Genomic DNA, 13903 nt, shown 5'->3' on the forward strand with positions numbered 1-13903 from the left:
AATCCAGAATCCTACCGCGGAGGGACTCTGGATTGCTTCGCTGCGCTCGCAATGACGATGTGGAAACATGATCGCGCCACAGCCACAGTCGTCACGCCCGGCCATGAGGAGCGTGCTTCATGCAAGCGCTCAGCGCCGCCGCGAGCGCTTAGTCCCCCGCCTTCAGCCGATAGCCGATCCCCGTCTCCGTCAGCACATATTGCGGCCGTTCCGGATCGGCCTCGATCTTCTGGCGAAGCTGGCGGACATAGACGCGCAGATATTGCGCGTCCGTCAGCTCGTCCCAGAGCTCCTTGAGCAGGAAGCGGTGGGTGAGCACCTTGCCGGCATGCTGCACCAGCACGCGCAGAAGATCGTATTCCTTCGGCGACAGCTTTACATCGCGCTCGCCGACCTTGACGATGCGGCGAACGAGATCGACGGAGAGATCGCCGGTGCGGAACACCGGGCGCTCGCCCTTGACCTGGAGCTGGTGGCGCAGCGCTGCGCGCAGGCGGGCCAGAAGCTCATCCATGCCGAAGGGTTTGGTCAGGTAGTCATCGGCGCCAAGATCGAGCGCCTGCACCTTGCCGGCCTCGTCGCCGCGACTCGACAGCACCACGATCGGCACCCCCTCGTTGCGGGCACGGATGGTGCGCAGCAGCTCGTGGCCCTGGATGTCGGGCAGGCCGAGATCGAGGATAATCAGCGCCGGCTCCTCGGCAAGCTTTTCCAGCGCGGTCTTGCCGTTCGACGCCTCCAGGATCTCATAGCCCTGCGTGGTCAGCCCCATCCGCAGCAATTTTCGGATCGGCGGCTCGTCGTCGATGACCAGGACCTTGATCGGGGCAGCACTCATGCGGCGGTATCCAATGCGTGGGGCTGAGCCGGAACCGGCAGACGGATGGTGAGGATCGCGCCACTCCGGTCACTGCGGTTGGCGGCCGAGATCGTCCCTCGCATCGCCTCGACGAAGCCGCGGGAGATGGCAAGTCCGAGCCCGGTGCCGGGTCGGACATGGTCGCCCTTCTGCACGCGATAGAACTTGTCGAACACGCTTTCGACCTCGTCCGGCGGAATGCCGTCGCCTTCGTCGGCGACCTGAAGCACCACATGATCGCTCTCGCGCCGGCTGCGGATCGCGATCGTGGTGTCGGGCGGCGAGTACTTCGCGGCGTTGTCGAGCAGGTTGAACAGCACCTGCTCGAACAGCACGGCGTCGAGCTGGAGCATCGGCAGATCGGCCGCCAGCACCAGCTCCACCTTGTGCGCGGTCAGGATCTTGACCGCCCGCCGGAGCGCACTACCGACGATCTCGCTGAGATCGTGCAGCGCCGTGTTGGGCACGATGGCGCCGGACTCGAGCTTGGTCATGTCGAGCAGATTGGCGATGAAGCGGTTGAGCCGCTCGGACTCGTCGATCACGGTCGCGAGCAGGTCGCGCTTCTCGGTGTCGGAGAGCGCGCCGGCGAGATCGCGCATGGTCGAGGCCGCTCCCAGCACGGAGGCCAGCGGCGTCTTCAGGTCGTGCGAGATCGAGGTCAGGAGCGCCGAGCGCAGCCGCTCGGATTCGACGGTGCGCTTGACCCGGTCCATGTCCTCGACCAGCAGCACGCGCTCGATCGCGAGCGCACCCTGGTCGACCAGCGCATCGAGCAGCCGCCGTTGGTCCGGCGTCAGCAGTGGCCCGGTGCGGTCGTTGTCGATGCCGATCACGCCGATCGGACCGCGCCCCGTGCGCATCGGCAGGAACAGCCGTTTTGCACCCGGCAGCGTGTCGGAGCCGCGCCCCGCAGAGCGATCGTTGCTCCAGGCCCAGTTGGCGGCGGCGAGGTCGGCCTGGTCGAGCTCGTCCTCGGGCGGATAGCCCGACTTCACCGTGAGCAGGCCCTCTTCCGGCAGCAGCAGCACCACGCGGACCTTCAGCATCAGCGCGATCTGGTAGGCGGTTGCCCACAACACGTCGTCGAGCGTGGCGGTGCCGGCGAGCTTGCGGCTGAAGGCATAGAGCTGCTCGTTCATCCTGATCCGACCGATCGCGGCGTCCGCCTGGGTGCGCACGCGCGCGGCGACATTGGAGACGATCATCGCCACCACCATGAACAGCACGAAGGCGGCGACATTGGTCGGGTCGGTGATCGTGAAAGTGTAGATCGGCGGCAGGAAGAAGAAATTATAGGACAGCGACGCCGCGACGGTCGCGAGCAGCGACGGCCACAGGCCGTAGCGGACCGCGACCGCGACCACCGCCGTCAGCAGCACGAGGTCGACGTTCTCGATGCCGAACCGCGGCTGGATCAGCTCCGCGGCGCCGAGGCCGATCAGCACGATCCCGAGCGCCTTCAGATAGGGGAGCGGATTGAACGGTTCCGAGCGCGCGGCGGTCTGCACCGCCGTCTTGGGCGCCGCCTCGCCCGGCAGCTCGTCACCGGCGATGACATGGACCGTGATGTTGCCGGCACGGCGCACCAGGTCATGGACGACGGAGCCGCGTGTCATCTCGAACCAGCGCGAGCGCGTCGACTTGCCGATCACGATCTGGGTGACGTTGTTGCCTTGCGCGAAGTTGACGACGTCGTCGGCGATGCGGCGCCCGACGGCGGGAATCGTCAACGCCTCGCCGCCGAGCGATTCGGCGAGCCGCAGCGTGTCGGCAAGCCGGTCGCGTTCCTCGTCCGAAAGCTGGAGCGAGCGCCGCGTCTCGATCGAAACCGCGGTGAACGGCGCATGCAGCCGATCGGCCAGCCGCTTGGTGTAGCGAACGAGGCCAGCCGCACGCGGATCCTCGCTGACGCAGACGAGGATGCGTTCGCCGGCGGCCCAGGGGCCGGCGATGGCGTTCGCCTGCATGTGGTTGAGGAGCTGCTCGTCGACCCGTTCGGCCGTACGACGGAGCGCGAGCTCGCGCAGCGCCGTCAGATTGCCCGGCGAGAAATAATGCTCCAGTGCCCGCTCGGCCTGCTTCGGCACATAGACCTTGCCTTCCTTCAGCCGCTGGATCAGATCGTCGGGCGTGAGGTCGATCAGCTCGATCGCATCGGCGCGGTCGAACACCGAATCCGGCACGGTCTCGCGCACCCGCACATGGGTGATCTGCGCGACGACGTCGTTCAGGCTCTCGATGTGCTGGATGTTGACGGCGGTGTAGACGTCGATGCCGTGGGAGAGCAGCTCCTCGACGTCGAGATAGCGCTTGGGATGGCGGCTGCCGGCCGCGTTGGTGTGGGCGAGCTCGTCGACCAGGGCAATCTGCGGCCGGCGCGCGATCACGGCATCGAGGTCCATCTCCTCGACGATCTGGCCGCGGTAGTCGAGCCGCTTGCGCGGGACCACGTCGAGCCCACGTACCAGCGCCTCGGTCTCGGCGCGGCCGTGGGTCTCGACGAAGCCGACCACCACGTCAATGCCGGCCTTGCGCTTTGCGTGGGCGCTTTGCAGCATCTCATAGGTCTTGCCGACGCCGGGGGCGGCGCCGACGAAGATCTTCAGCTTGCCGCTCGCGCTTTCCTCCCGGCGCGCCGCTTCCAGCAGCGCCTCGGGCGATGGACGTTGTTCAGGATCACGGCGCTCTCGGACCATCTTGCCAATATAATCACCTGCGCGTCGCGAGCCTAGACCGCTACTTGGCCGCCGCGCGATCGAGCGCGAGATTCAGCGCCAGTACGTTAACGCGGGGTTCGCCAAGCAGGCCGAGCAGACGGCCCTGGGTATTGGCGACGACGAGCTGCTTGAGCTGATCCTCCGACATATGGCGCGCCTTCGCCACGCGCGGCACCTGGAATTGCGCCGCTTCCGGCGAGATGTCGGGATCGAGGCCGCTGGCCGACGTCGTGACCAGATCGACCGGCACCGGCGCGGACGGATTCTCCTCCCTGAGCTTGTCCACATCTTCCTTCAGCCGGTCGGCCAGCGCCTTGCTGGTCGGCCCGAGATTGGAGCCGCCCGAGTTGGCGGCATTGTAGGGCGCCGACACCGTCTTGGTCGAATCATTGGGGTCCGGCGCAACCGTCGCCGAGGGGCGGCCGTGGAAATACTTGTCCTCCTTGAACTCCTGCCCGATCAGGGCGGAGCCGACCACCTTGCCGTCCCTTTCGATCAGGCTGCCCTGCGCCTGCACGGGAAACAACGTGCCGGCGATGGCGGTCATCGCGAGCGGATAGGCAAGGCCCGTGATGGCGGTGAGCGCCAGCAGCAGGACGATGGCGGGACGGATTTCTCTGAACATCTTGGGTCTCCTATTTCTTTCGTCATTGCGAGCGAAGCGAAGCAATCCAGGGTCTTTCCGCGGAGGCAGTCTGGATTGCGTCGTCGCTTCGCTCCTCGCAATGACGGGGTTAGGCCAAATGCAGGGCGGTCACGACGAGGTCGATCGCCTTGATGCCGATGAAGGGAATGACGATACCGCCGAGGCCGTAGATCAAGAGATTGCGCTGGAGCAGCGCGCCGGCACCGACCGCGCGATAGGCGACGCCCTTCAGCGCCAGCGGAATCAGCGCGATGATAACCAGCGCGTTGAAGATGATCGCAGACAGGATGGCGCTCTGTGGGCTCGACAGGTTCATGACGTTGAGCACGTTGAGCTGGGGGTAGAACGCCAGGAACATCGCCGGGATGATCGCAAAATACTTGGCGACGTCGTTGGCGATCGAGAAGGTCGTCAGCGCGCCGCGCGTCATCAAGAGCTGCTTGCCGATCTCGACCACCTCGATCAGCTTGGTCGGGTTGGAATCGAGATCGACCATGTTGCCGGCCTCGCGGGCGGCCTGGGTGCCGGTGTTCATGGCGACACCGACGTCGGCCTGCGCGAGCGCCGGCGCGTCGTTGGTGCCGTCGCCGCACATGGCGACCAGCTTGCCCTTGGCCTGCTCGTCGCGGATCAGCTTGAGCTTGTCCTCGGGGGTCGCCTGCGCCAGGAAGTCGTCGACGCCGGCTTCCGCAGCGATCGCGGCCGCCGTCATCGGGTTGTCGCCGGTGATCATGATGGTGCGGATGCCCATGCGGCGCAGCTCGGCGAAGCGCTCGCGGATGCCGCCCTTGACGATGTCCTTGAGCTGAATGACGCCGAGCAGCTTGCCGTCTCTGGCGACCGCAAGCGGCGTGCCGCCGGCTTTCGAAATCTCATCGGCGATCGTCTGAATCTCACGGCCAATGTCCGAGAGGCCTGCGGGTTGAATGGCACGGGCGGTGTTGCCCGAAGCGACCGCCAGCGGCGCGCCGCCGCCGACATAGTTGAGCATGGCATCGACCGCGCCCTTGCGCACCGACGAGCCGCCGGCATCGACGCCGCTCATGCGGGTCTGCGCCGTGAAGGGGATGAAGGTGGCCCCGAGTTCGGCCATGTCGCGGCCGCGAATGCCGTACTTCTCCTTCGCCAGCACGACGATGGAACGGCCTTCCGGGGTCTCGTCGGCGAGCGAGGCGAGCTGGGCTGCGTCCGCAAGCTCCTGCTCGGTGACGCCACGCACGGGACGGAAGGCGGTCGCCTGCCGGTTGCCGAGCGTGATGGTGCCGGTCTTGTCGAGCAGCAGCGTGTCGACGTCGCCGGCCGCCTCGACAGCGCGGCCCGACATCGCCAGCACGTTGAAACGCACCAGGCGGTCCATGCCGGCGATGCCGATGGCCGACAAGAGCGCGCCGATGGTGGTCGGGATCAGCGTCACGAACAGCGCGACCAGAACGACCACCGAGATCGAGCCGCCGGCATAAACCGCATAGCTCGGAATGGTGACGGTGGCGAATACGAAGATGATGGTGAGGCCGGCCAGCAGAATGTTGAGCGCGATCTCGTTCGGCGTCTTCTGCCGCTCTGCGCCCTCGACCAGCTTGATCATGCGATCGATGAAGGTCGAGCCCTGCGCGGCGGTGATGCGCACGCGGATCCAGTCGGACAGCACCTGCGTGCCGCCGGTCACGGCCGAGCGGTCACCGCCGGACTCGCGGATGACAGGCGCGGATTCGCCGGTGATGGCAGCCTCGTTGACGGAGGCGACGCCCTCGATCACCTCGCCGTCGGAAGGAATGGTGTCGCCCGCCTCGACCAGGACGATGTCACCGACCTTCAGGCTGGTGCCCGGCACGAGCTTGAAATCCTGGCCGGAACCGCTGAGCAGCTTGGCCTGGCTTTCAGTGCGCGTCTTGCGCAGCGATTCGGCCTGCGCCTTGCCGCGGCCTTCGGCCACCGCTTCGGCGAAATTGGCGAACAGCACCGTGAACCAGAGCCAGAGGATGATCTGGAAGGTGAAGCCGAGGCTTTCGCCCCCGGTGACGATGTCACGCAGGAAGATCACGGTGGTGAGCGCGGCCACGACCTCGACCACGAACATCACGGGGTTCTTGACCATCAGCCGCGGGTCGAGCTTGGCGAAGGACGCGCGGATTGCGGGCATCACGATCTTCGGATCGAGCATTGCCGACATCGGCGCGCGTTTTTGCAGTTTCGTCGTATCCATGGAGGTCACTCCAAACAATCAGAAGGCAGTCGATCGGAACGCTTTTCGATCAGAACGCTTTTCGGTCAGAACACCTGGCCGGCATTCATCGCGAGATGCTCGACGATCGGACCGAGCGCGAGCGCCGGGAAGAAGGTCAGGCCGCCGATGATCAGGATCACGCCCACGACCAGGCCGACGAACAGGCCGCCGGTGGTCGGGAAGGTGCCGGCCGAGGGCGGCACGGACTTCTTGCCCGCAAGCGAGCCAGCGATCGCCATCGCCGGGACGATCATGAAGAACCGGCCGACGAACATCGCGCTGGCGAGCGTCAGGTTGTAGAACAGGGTGTTGCCGGTGAGGCCCGCGAAGGCGGAGCCATTGTTGCCGGTCGCCGAGGTGAAGGCGTAGAGCACCTCGGTGAAGCCGTGCGGACCGGCATTCGCCATCGAGGCGACCGCCGCCGGATAGACCACGCCGACCGCGGTCCAGCCGAGATACATCAGCGGCAGCACCAGGATCGCGAGCATCGCCATCTTGACCTCGCGCGCCTCGATCTTCTTGCCGACATATTCCGGCGTGCGGCCGACCATGAGCCCTGCGACGAAGATCGCGAGGATGACGAACAGCAGCATTCCGTAGAGGCCGGCACCGACGCCGCCGATGATGATCTCGCCGAGCTGCATGTTGATCAGCGGGATCATGCCGCCGAGCGCGGTGAAGCTGTCGTGCATGGCATTGACGGCGCCGCAGGACGCCGCGGTCGTGATGACGGCAAACAGCGAGGATGCAACGATGCCGAAGCGCATTTCCTTGCCTTCCATGTTGCCGCCGGCGAGGCCAAGCGCATGCATGGTCGAGGTGCCATTGGCCTCCGCCCAGTAGGTGACGGCGACGCCAGCGACGAACAGCACGCCCATGACGGCGAGGATCGCCCAGCCCTGGCGCTGGTTGCCGACCATGCGGCCGAACACGTTGGTCATGGCCGCACCGATCAGGAAGATCGACAGCATCTGCACGAAATTCGACAGCGCCGTCGGGTTCTCGAAAGGATGGGCGGCGTTGGCGTTGAAGAAGCCTCCGCCGTTGGTGCCGAGCATCTTGATCGCGACCTGCGAGGCAACGGGGCCGACGGCGATCGTCTGCTTCGCGCCCTCGAGCGTGGTGGCCTCGACATAGTCGCCGAGCGTCTGCGGCATGCCCTGCCAGACCAGGAACAGGCAGTAGACGACGCAGATCGGCAGCAGCACGTAAAGCGTGGTGCGGGTGACGTCGACCCAGAAATTGCCGACGGTGCGCACCGAGGCGCGCGAGAAGCCGCGGATCAACGCCACCGCCAGCGCGATGCCGGTCGCTGCCGACAGGAAGTTCTGGTGCGTCAGGCCGAGCATCTGCACGAGATAGGACAGCGTGCTCTCGCCGCCGTAGTTCTGCCAGTTGGTGTTGGTGATGAACGAGATCGCCGTATTGAAGGACAGATCCGGAGCGACAGCGGATTGATCAGCCGGATTGAAGGGCAGCATGGCCTGGAGCCGCATCACGCCGTAGATGATGAGGAAGCCGCCGACATGGAACAGCAGCATGGCGACCGTATAGGTCAGCCAATGCTGCTCGCGCTTCTCGTCGACGCCGGAGATCCAGTAGATGCCGACCTCGATCGGACGCAGCACCGGAGACAGGAAGGTGCGCTCGCCGTTGAACACACGCGTCATGTACCAGCCGAGCGGCTTGGTCAGCGCGACGATGATGGCACAAAAGAGAATGATCTGGAGCCAACCGATCATAGTCATGGAATGAACCCTCTAGGCTTGGTGGCCCGGCGCAGCAGCGGCAGGAACACGGCGAGCAGACACGCGACGAGCGCGGCATCCGCCAGCAGAAGTTTGACAAGGAGCAGCACGGTCAGAACCGCTCCGGCCGGAGCAGCGCGTAGGTGAGGTAGATCAGCAGACCGAGCGAGACGGCGCCGGCGAGCGAATAATCGAAGATCATGGTCCGCTCCATCAAAGCCGTTCGCAGGCGTAGGTGTAGCCGATCGCGAGCGCGAAGAAGACGAAGCCCAGCGCCAGCATCAGAATGTCCATCATGAAATTGCTCCTTCGTTGCGCGACGATATCCGTCGTAACCCGCCTCTGGATCACGACGGACCGCTTGCTGCGCGCGAACGCAACACGTGGCTCCCGGCGGCCAGCCGGAACTTTCACCGCGCTGAAGTGCCATCGCGCGCATAGGTTTTCGAGATGGGGCCTATGGCGAGATTATAGGAATCTCATAAAGGCCCGGATCGTCGTCAGGGAGGCCAGGCGACATTGGCGATGCACGCCTGGCGGTCGTTCCAGACAGGCAGCTCGGCGATGCGATCGATCATCACCCTCGCTGTCGATTGTTACCGGAGGCGATCGCCAAGGTCTTTTCAAAATGCCTGTTTCCATAAGGCCCCGCCTTTCGCGCAAGCGAATGTGCGCCGTCCAGGCCTGCTGCCCCCAGCGTCCATGCACTTATGAAATCCCTATATCTCGCGCCCCGTCCTCGTCTCGCTTTCAAATACCGCTCCAGCCATCTTGGGAATGCCGGCCGACTGACCGACACCAATCCCAGGAGGCCCGACATGACCGCAGCGCTCAGAGCTTACAATCCACTTTCCCTCGGTGAGCAGCTTCGTGGCGAGCGGGCGTCCTCGCGCCAGCTCATGCTGAACGTCATCGCCCAGGCTAGCAGGCGCTTCCCCTCTCTCGGACAGAGCGAACGTAGCGCGCGCATCATGCGCCTGATCGATGCGGAGGCCTGGACCGACGCCGCGCTCGCGCTGATGGAGCTCGAGCTGCCGCTATGGCAGGTCCGCCGGATCGCCTATGACGAAGGCGAGTGGTATTGCGCACTGTCGCGTGAACGCGAACTGCCGGACTGGCTGGATGTCGCCGTCGAGGCCCGCCATGCCGATCTCGCGCTCGCTTTGTTGTCGGCCTTCGCCGAAGTCCAGGCCCAGAACGCGGAGACGCCGCGACCGAGCGTTCCTTCTGTCCGTCCGGTGCCAGACCCGTTCTACGAGCCGATCACCTGCGACAATTTCGGCTAGATCAGCCTGACGGGTTCATACCTTGCCGCAATTCCGGGACATGCCGCGAACGCTCAGCCCGACGCGCGTGCTGGCGCGTTTTGCCGTCCGCCTCGCGCTGCTCGTCGCCTTTGCCGCGTTCGGCAGCATCGGCTTCGGACGAAGCTTCGCCGCACTGCTGTGGATGTCGATCGTCCTGTGCGCCCTCGCCGGTCTCGTCAGACGGGAGCCGCCATTCGGTACTTCGCTCAACCATTGGGACGAAGGCGTCGCATTCGGCGCACTTTTCGCGCTGGTTCACATCGTTCAATGACGTGACCCGAAAGGGCGGCGCACGGCTTTATGGCGCCCCTATGAGATCGCCGCAGGACCGCTCTCGAAATCATATTTGCTTGAAGAGATATTGATCGGACGGCGGCGGGACATGCGTCCGCCGCCCGCGTCAATCGGAAGGAATACGGAAGTGAAACTCGTCGAACCTCCCTCGTGCAGTTCACCCTCGACCATCGTCTTCGTCGGCAGAAACCGTCGCGGACAATGGGTCGCGCAGGAGCAGAACGGACTCTATGGCGGCCTGTTCGTCAGCCGTGCGCAGGCCATCAAATATGCGCTGTTCGAAAACGGCCAGCATCCCGAAACCATCGTCGAACTGTCGCGCGAGATCGAGCTCGACATGGGGAAACGCCCCAACGCGGACCTCTCGCAACGCGCGGCCTGATCCGGCGCCTTCCGGCGAAACACCATGTTCATCCCTCCCTCCGCCTGGTTCACCGGATTCATTCCGGACCTGCCAACACCGTTCGACGCGGCGGACGCAATCGATCTCGGGGCGTTCGCCGCGCTGTGCGAGCGTCACGTCGCGGCCGGCGTTGCCGCGCTCGTGGTCTGCGAGACCGCCGGCGAGGCACCGACGCTCTCGCCGGCCGAGCAAGAGCTCGTCATTCGCGCCGCGGTCGAGGTCGCCCGCGGCCGGGTACGGATCATCGCCGGCGCGGTGTCGAATTCAACGAGCCGCGCCATCGAGCTCGCCCGGCGCGCGGAGGCAGCCGGCGCCGATGCCGTCATGGCGGTGGTACCGGCCTACAACAAGCCGATGCAGGAGGGGATGCTCGCACATTTCCGGGCGATCGCAGGCTCGATCGGCTTGCCGGTGATTCTGCACGACGTTCCCTCCCGCACGCTGCGGCCGCTTGCCGACGAGACTCTCTTACGTCTCGTCGAATCCCGCCAGTTCGTCGGCCTGCGCGATGCCAGCGGCGACACCACCCGTCCGATGCGCCTCGCCTGGCGTTTGCCGGCCGGCTTTCGTTTTCTATCCGGCGACGACACCACGGCGTTCGGCTTCATCGCCAATGGCGGCGACGGGGCGATCTCGGAGGTTGCCAACATCGCGCCGGATCTCTGCCGCACGATCTTCTCACAGGTCCGGCAGGGCCGCGTGCAATCCGCCCGCTACCTGCACAAGCGACTGATCCCGCTCATCGGCTGCCTGTCCAGGGAGAGCCCGGCGGCCCTCAAATATGCCTTGAACATGCTCGGCCTGATGCAGCCAGCCACAAGACTGCCGATCGTGCCGCTCGATGACGCGGCTCGCGCGGAGGTCATCAGGGCGTTTGCCGCAATCGCCGACGAGGAGCTGATCGACAGCGTCGGAGCCTGACGCGTCGTGGGTCCATCCGGATATCGCATGCTTCAGCTGGAAGGATCACACAGGCTGCTGCGGGCCTGGAAGCTGGCGCTGCTGCGCTTTGCGGTGACGCTCGACGATTCCGACAGGCTCAATGTTGCAGCTCTCGCAACCGAGCTCGATCGTCTCAGTGGCAGCGCCCAGGATTCGCTCCACTTCTTCCGGCGAACCAGCACCCACCTCTGCGCGGCGATCAGCGGGCAGCAACAGAACGCGGAAGCGACCCTGAACGACTTCTGCAAGCAGATCGAAGAACCACGGCTGCGGTTCGCCTTTGCGGCTGCGATCGGGATGGCCCATTTGGAACCCGCACCAGCGCGCATCAGACCGAAGCGAAACCCCGATCTTTTCAGAGGTCTTCCGGCGCGAGGATCGGCGTCTTTATGACATTCCTATACGGCGGCCTCGGCGTTCATCTCGCAATCCTACGCAATGATGACGATCATATGAGGCAGGCTGGAGCGGCCGTTGCGCTGCTCCACGGACAAGGACTTCGAAAATGTCGATGCTGACGCAAAGCTTTGACCGGCCCTTCGACGGGACCGATCGCCCGGCGCGAATATCGGAGGCACGCAAGGCCCAGCTCAAGCGCATCGCGCTCCGTGCGCTGGCCGTGCTCACGATGGGCAGTGTGCTCACCGCATTGATCGCGCTGAGGACCGCAATCTATGTCTGGCATCTCCACGCCTGAGCGGGGCCACCATCATGACCTTGCAGATGTGCGAGGAAGCCGCCATGGCCGCAATCGCCCTTCAGGCCGCCCATCGCCGGCCCGAGATCAAGCCGGCGGCTGCGCTCAAACCGCTCGACCCTGATGTCGTGAGCGCCGCCATTCCCGCCTTCTTCATCGGCCGCAACGGCGCCGGCCTCTGGGTCGCGCGCGAAGCGAACGGACGCGTCGGCGGTCTCTTCCTGTTCAAGAGCTCCGCGGTCGATTTCGCCAACCGGCAGAGCGAGCCGACGCGATGCGCACTGGTGTTTCCCGCCGAGTCCTTTGAGCTCGACATCGAGAACCGGGGCAATCCGCTGATCGTGCTGGCGGAGGGGGCCAGGCAGCTGCTGGCACGCGTGGTGGCGAGGCTGCGGACATGATCGAGCTCAAGATCGCCGTCCTCATTGCGCTGATGACGACATTGCTGCTCGGCATGCGCATCGGCGCGGCGCCCAGCCCGGACAAGTAGCATGCTGCTCCTCAAGGGAAATCTCGAGCAAGCGGTCACCACGACCGTCCTGACCATGACGCTGGCCCTGATCTGGGGCGCCGTCCTGACACTCGTGATCACGCTCGTCGCACGCGGGCTCGGGGTCTAGCCCCTCATCGCCCCCGCTTCCGTCTCGATCAGCCGCGCCAATTCCGCCGCCGTGACCGCGATCGGCCGGCCGCTGCGTTCGACGCGCGCCTGAATCAGCGCCCCCTGGAGCGCGGACGTGCAGAGCACGGCCAGCGCCTCCGCCCGTGGCCTGGTAAAGCCGTCCGCGAGCAGCTTGTCGCGCAGCAGCGATATCCGCGCCGAATAGGCTTTGCGGCCGGCTTCGGTAACCGTGCGCTCGCGCGGCGCGAGTTCCAGCAGCACGGTCGTGATCGGGCAGCCATTGCGAAAGCCGGAGGCTTGCATCCACCCCGCCAGCAGCCTTGCATGCGCTTGCAAGAGCTCGCCGGTCGAACCGCATTCATCCGCGAGCTTTGCAATCGTCGCCGCCACCCGGCGGCCCGCCTCCTCGACCGCCGCAACCGCGATCGAGGATTTTCCGTCCGGAAAGTAATGATAGAGCGACCCTTTTGGTGCGCCGCTGACGTCGATGATGTCATTCAGGCCGGTACGGGCAAAGCCCTGACGGCGAAACAGCGTCACCGCGGCGTTGATGATGGGCTGGCGGTGTTTTGGCACGGCCGGCATGCGCTCCCCTCCGGTCAAGAAATTATATTGATTGGTCTATATCAGCCTCCGACAGTCAAGCCGAGACAACGACAGGGAGAGGCAGATGCCAAAGGGCGTGAGCTACGAGTTGAAGGACGGTGTCGCGCAGATCGGGCTCGACGACGGCAAGGTCAACGTGATGTCGACCGCGATGCTGGGCGATATCGGCGCCGCCCTCGACTGCGCCGAGTCGGATGCCGAGATCGTGGTGCTGCGCTCGGCGCGGCCGGGTATCTTCTCCGCCGGCTTCGATCTGAAAATGTTCGCATCGGGCAATGCCGCCGGGAGCCTCGAGATGGTCCGGGCCGGCGCCGAGCTTGCGCTGCGGCTGATGGCGTTTCCGCATCCCACCATCGGCGTGCTGGAGGGCCACGCTTTTCCGATGGGGACGTTCCTGCTGCTCGCCTGCGACGTCAGGCTGGGCGCGCGCGGGCCGCACCGGATGGGCCTGAACGAGGTTGCAATCGGCATCGCACCGCCCAGCTTCGCCATCGAGCTCGCGCGCAGCCGCCTGCATCCGGCCTGGCTCAGCCGCACCGCCACGCTGGGGGAGATGTACGAGCCCGAGGAGGCATTGACGGCAGGCTTCCTCGATCGGGTTGTCGCGCCGGAGGCGATCGACACGACGCTCGAAGGGACCATCGCTGCATTGCGCGCGATGCACAAGCCGTCCCACGCGATCGCGAAGAAGCGGCTGCGCCAGCCGGCCGTGGACGCCATGCGCTTGGCGATCGATCGCGAGCTGACCATGGCTGCCTACGAGGCGAGCAACCGGGCGCGGACGGCGCTCGCGATGCCCGGTTAAGGTCACCTGTCCCGCGGAAAAGGCCGGCCC

At 65.5% G+C, this 13903-nt stretch carries 17 protein-coding genes; 8 read left to right on the forward strand and 9 right to left on the reverse strand.

Going from position 1 to position 13903, the window contains the following annotated elements:
* Positions 1-148: 148 nt before the first annotated feature.
* The 7 genes from GPL20_RS03300 to GPL20_RS03330 form a co-directional block, all read right to left on the reverse strand.
* Positions 149-838 carry a response regulator transcription factor gene (locus tag GPL20_RS03300; protein ID WP_157327697.1) on the reverse strand — a complete coding sequence of 230 codons (690 nt, stop codon included), beginning with the start codon at positions 836-838 and terminating at the stop codon, positions 149-151.
* Positions 835-3558 (reverse strand): sensor histidine kinase, encoded by a 2724-nt coding sequence (locus GPL20_RS03305; protein ID WP_157327698.1) that lies wholly within the window; start codon positions 3556-3558, stop codon positions 835-837. Before GPL20_RS03305 ends, GPL20_RS03300 begins: the two co-directional genes overlap by 4 nt.
* Positions 3559-3598: 40 nt before the next feature.
* Positions 3599-4204 carry a K(+)-transporting ATPase subunit C gene (locus GPL20_RS03310; protein ID WP_157327699.1) on the reverse strand — a complete coding sequence of 202 codons (606 nt, stop codon included), beginning with the start codon at positions 4202-4204 and terminating at the stop codon, positions 3599-3601.
* 109 nt (positions 4205-4313) lie between these two features.
* Positions 4314-6428, reverse strand: a complete 2115-nt coding sequence (kdpB, locus tag GPL20_RS03315) for a potassium-transporting ATPase subunit KdpB (protein ID WP_157327700.1) — start codon at positions 6426-6428, stop codon at positions 4314-4316.
* A gap of 65 nt (positions 6429-6493) precedes the next feature.
* Positions 6494-8197 carry a potassium-transporting ATPase subunit KdpA gene (gene kdpA / locus GPL20_RS03320; RefSeq protein ID WP_157327701.1) on the reverse strand — a complete coding sequence of 568 codons (1704 nt, stop codon included), beginning with the start codon at positions 8195-8197 and terminating at the stop codon, positions 6494-6496.
* Between the two features lie 112 nt (positions 8198-8309).
* Positions 8310-8399, reverse strand: a complete 90-nt coding sequence (locus tag GPL20_RS03325) for a K(+)-transporting ATPase subunit F (protein WP_042340291.1) — start codon at positions 8397-8399, stop codon at positions 8310-8312.
* An 11-nt stretch (positions 8400-8410) separates the two neighbouring features.
* Positions 8411-8548 (reverse strand): hypothetical protein, encoded by a 138-nt coding sequence (locus tag GPL20_RS03330; RefSeq protein ID WP_157327703.1) that lies wholly within the window; start codon positions 8546-8548, stop codon positions 8411-8413.
* A 467-nt stretch (positions 8549-9015) separates the two neighbouring features.
* Between GPL20_RS03330 and GPL20_RS03335 the strand changes: the two genes are divergently transcribed.
* The 4 genes from GPL20_RS03335 (at position 9016) to dapA (ending at position 11122) form a co-directional block, all read left to right on the forward strand.
* The gene (locus GPL20_RS03335) at positions 9016-9483 is read left to right on the forward strand and encodes a hypothetical protein (protein ID WP_157327705.1); all 468 of its coding nucleotides are present in this window, start codon (positions 9016-9018) and stop codon (positions 9481-9483) included.
* 40 nt (positions 9484-9523) lie between these two features.
* Complete coding sequence (locus tag GPL20_RS03340; protein ID WP_157327707.1) at positions 9524-9775, forward strand: hypothetical protein; 252 nt, start codon at positions 9524-9526, stop codon at positions 9773-9775.
* Positions 9776-9925: 150 nt separating this feature from the next.
* The gene (locus GPL20_RS03345) at positions 9926-10180 is read left to right on the forward strand and encodes a hypothetical protein (RefSeq protein ID WP_254126328.1); all 255 of its coding nucleotides are present in this window, start codon (positions 9926-9928) and stop codon (positions 10178-10180) included.
* Between the two features lie 24 nt (positions 10181-10204).
* Positions 10205-11122, forward strand: coding sequence for a 4-hydroxy-tetrahydrodipicolinate synthase (dapA, locus tag GPL20_RS03350; RefSeq protein WP_157327710.1), 918 nt, complete (start codon positions 10205-10207; stop codon positions 11120-11122).
* Positions 11123-11167: 45 nt separating this feature from the next.
* Here the strand turns inward: dapA and GPL20_RS38655 are convergent, their stop codons facing one another.
* Positions 11168-11449 carry a hypothetical protein gene (locus GPL20_RS38655; RefSeq protein WP_167532868.1) on the reverse strand — a complete coding sequence of 94 codons (282 nt, stop codon included), beginning with the start codon at positions 11447-11449 and terminating at the stop codon, positions 11168-11170.
* A 199-nt stretch (positions 11450-11648) separates the two neighbouring features.
* Here GPL20_RS38655 and GPL20_RS03360 point away from each other — a divergent pair, with 199 nt between their 5' ends.
* From GPL20_RS03360 to GPL20_RS39915, 3 genes are all read left to right on the forward strand, one after another.
* Positions 11649-11840 carry a hypothetical protein gene (locus GPL20_RS03360; RefSeq protein ID WP_157327714.1) on the forward strand — a complete coding sequence of 64 codons (192 nt, stop codon included), beginning with the start codon at positions 11649-11651 and terminating at the stop codon, positions 11838-11840.
* A gap of 14 nt (positions 11841-11854) precedes the next feature.
* Positions 11855-12241, forward strand: coding sequence for a hypothetical protein (locus tag GPL20_RS03365; RefSeq protein ID WP_157327715.1), 387 nt, complete (start codon positions 11855-11857; stop codon positions 12239-12241).
* 90 nt (positions 12242-12331) lie between these two features.
* The gene (locus GPL20_RS39915; protein WP_256557483.1) at positions 12332-12460 is read left to right on the forward strand and encodes a hypothetical protein; all 129 of its coding nucleotides are present in this window, start codon (positions 12332-12334) and stop codon (positions 12458-12460) included.
* Here GPL20_RS39915 and GPL20_RS03370 read toward each other — a convergent pair.
* Positions 12457-13047 carry a TetR/AcrR family transcriptional regulator gene (locus tag GPL20_RS03370; protein WP_157327716.1) on the reverse strand — a complete coding sequence of 197 codons (591 nt, stop codon included), beginning with the start codon at positions 13045-13047 and terminating at the stop codon, positions 12457-12459. The two genes, GPL20_RS39915 and GPL20_RS03370, sit on opposite strands and share 4 nt — an antisense overlap.
* Before the next feature lie 85 nt (positions 13048-13132).
* Here GPL20_RS03370 and GPL20_RS03375 point away from each other — a divergent pair, with 85 nt between their 5' ends.
* Positions 13133-13873 carry a crotonase/enoyl-CoA hydratase family protein gene (locus GPL20_RS03375; protein ID WP_157327717.1) on the forward strand — a complete coding sequence of 247 codons (741 nt, stop codon included), beginning with the start codon at positions 13133-13135 and terminating at the stop codon, positions 13871-13873.
* Positions 13874-13903: the final 30 nt, after the last annotated feature.

This window comes from Bradyrhizobium cajani (assembly GCF_009759665.1).
GTDB classification, from domain to species: Bacteria; Pseudomonadota; Alphaproteobacteria; order Rhizobiales; family Xanthobacteraceae; genus Bradyrhizobium; species Bradyrhizobium cajani.

What these genes read in the sequence shown, in the direction of transcription:
- GPL20_RS03365 (WP_157327715.1), top strand. Translation starts at nt 11,855, where the DNA reads ATGACCTTGCAGATGTGCGAGGAAGCCGCCATGGCCGCAATCGCCCTT.
- kdpB (WP_157327700.1), bottom strand. Translation starts at nt 6,428, where the DNA reads ATGGATACGACGAAACTGCAAAAACGCGCGCCGATGTCGGCAATGCTC.
- GPL20_RS03370 (WP_157327716.1), bottom strand. Translation starts at nt 13,047, where the DNA reads ATGCCGGCCGTGCCAAAACACCGCCAGCCCATCATCAACGCCGCGGTG.
- GPL20_RS39915 (WP_256557483.1), top strand. Translation starts at nt 12,332, where the DNA reads ATGCTGCTCCTCAAGGGAAATCTCGAGCAAGCGGTCACCACGACCGTC.
- GPL20_RS03360 (WP_157327714.1), top strand. Translation starts at nt 11,649, where the DNA reads ATGTCGATGCTGACGCAAAGCTTTGACCGGCCCTTCGACGGGACCGAT.
- GPL20_RS03300 (WP_157327697.1), bottom strand. Translation starts at nt 838, where the DNA reads ATGAGTGCTGCCCCGATCAAGGTCCTGGTCATCGACGACGAGCCGCCG.
- GPL20_RS03325 (WP_042340291.1), bottom strand. Translation starts at nt 8,399, where the DNA reads ATGATCTTCGATTATTCGCTCGCCGGCGCCGTCTCGCTCGGTCTGCTG.
- kdpA (WP_157327701.1), bottom strand. Translation starts at nt 8,197, where the DNA reads ATGACTATGATCGGTTGGCTCCAGATCATTCTCTTTTGTGCCATCATC.
- GPL20_RS03310 (WP_157327699.1), bottom strand. Translation starts at nt 4,204, where the DNA reads ATGTTCAGAGAAATCCGTCCCGCCATCGTCCTGCTGCTGGCGCTCACC.
- GPL20_RS38655 (WP_167532868.1), bottom strand. Translation starts at nt 11,449, where the DNA reads ATGGGCCATCCCGATCGCAGCCGCAAAGGCGAACCGCAGCCGTGGTTC.
- GPL20_RS03335 (WP_157327705.1), top strand. Translation starts at nt 9,016, where the DNA reads ATGACCGCAGCGCTCAGAGCTTACAATCCACTTTCCCTCGGTGAGCAG.
- GPL20_RS03305 (WP_157327698.1), bottom strand. Translation starts at nt 3,558, where the DNA reads ATGGTCCGAGAGCGCCGTGATCCTGAACAACGTCCATCGCCCGAGGCG.
- GPL20_RS03375 (WP_157327717.1), top strand. Translation starts at nt 13,133, where the DNA reads ATGCCAAAGGGCGTGAGCTACGAGTTGAAGGACGGTGTCGCGCAGATC.
- dapA (WP_157327710.1), top strand. Translation starts at nt 10,205, where the DNA reads ATGTTCATCCCTCCCTCCGCCTGGTTCACCGGATTCATTCCGGACCTG.
- GPL20_RS03340 (WP_157327707.1), top strand. Translation starts at nt 9,524, where the DNA reads ATGCCGCGAACGCTCAGCCCGACGCGCGTGCTGGCGCGTTTTGCCGTC.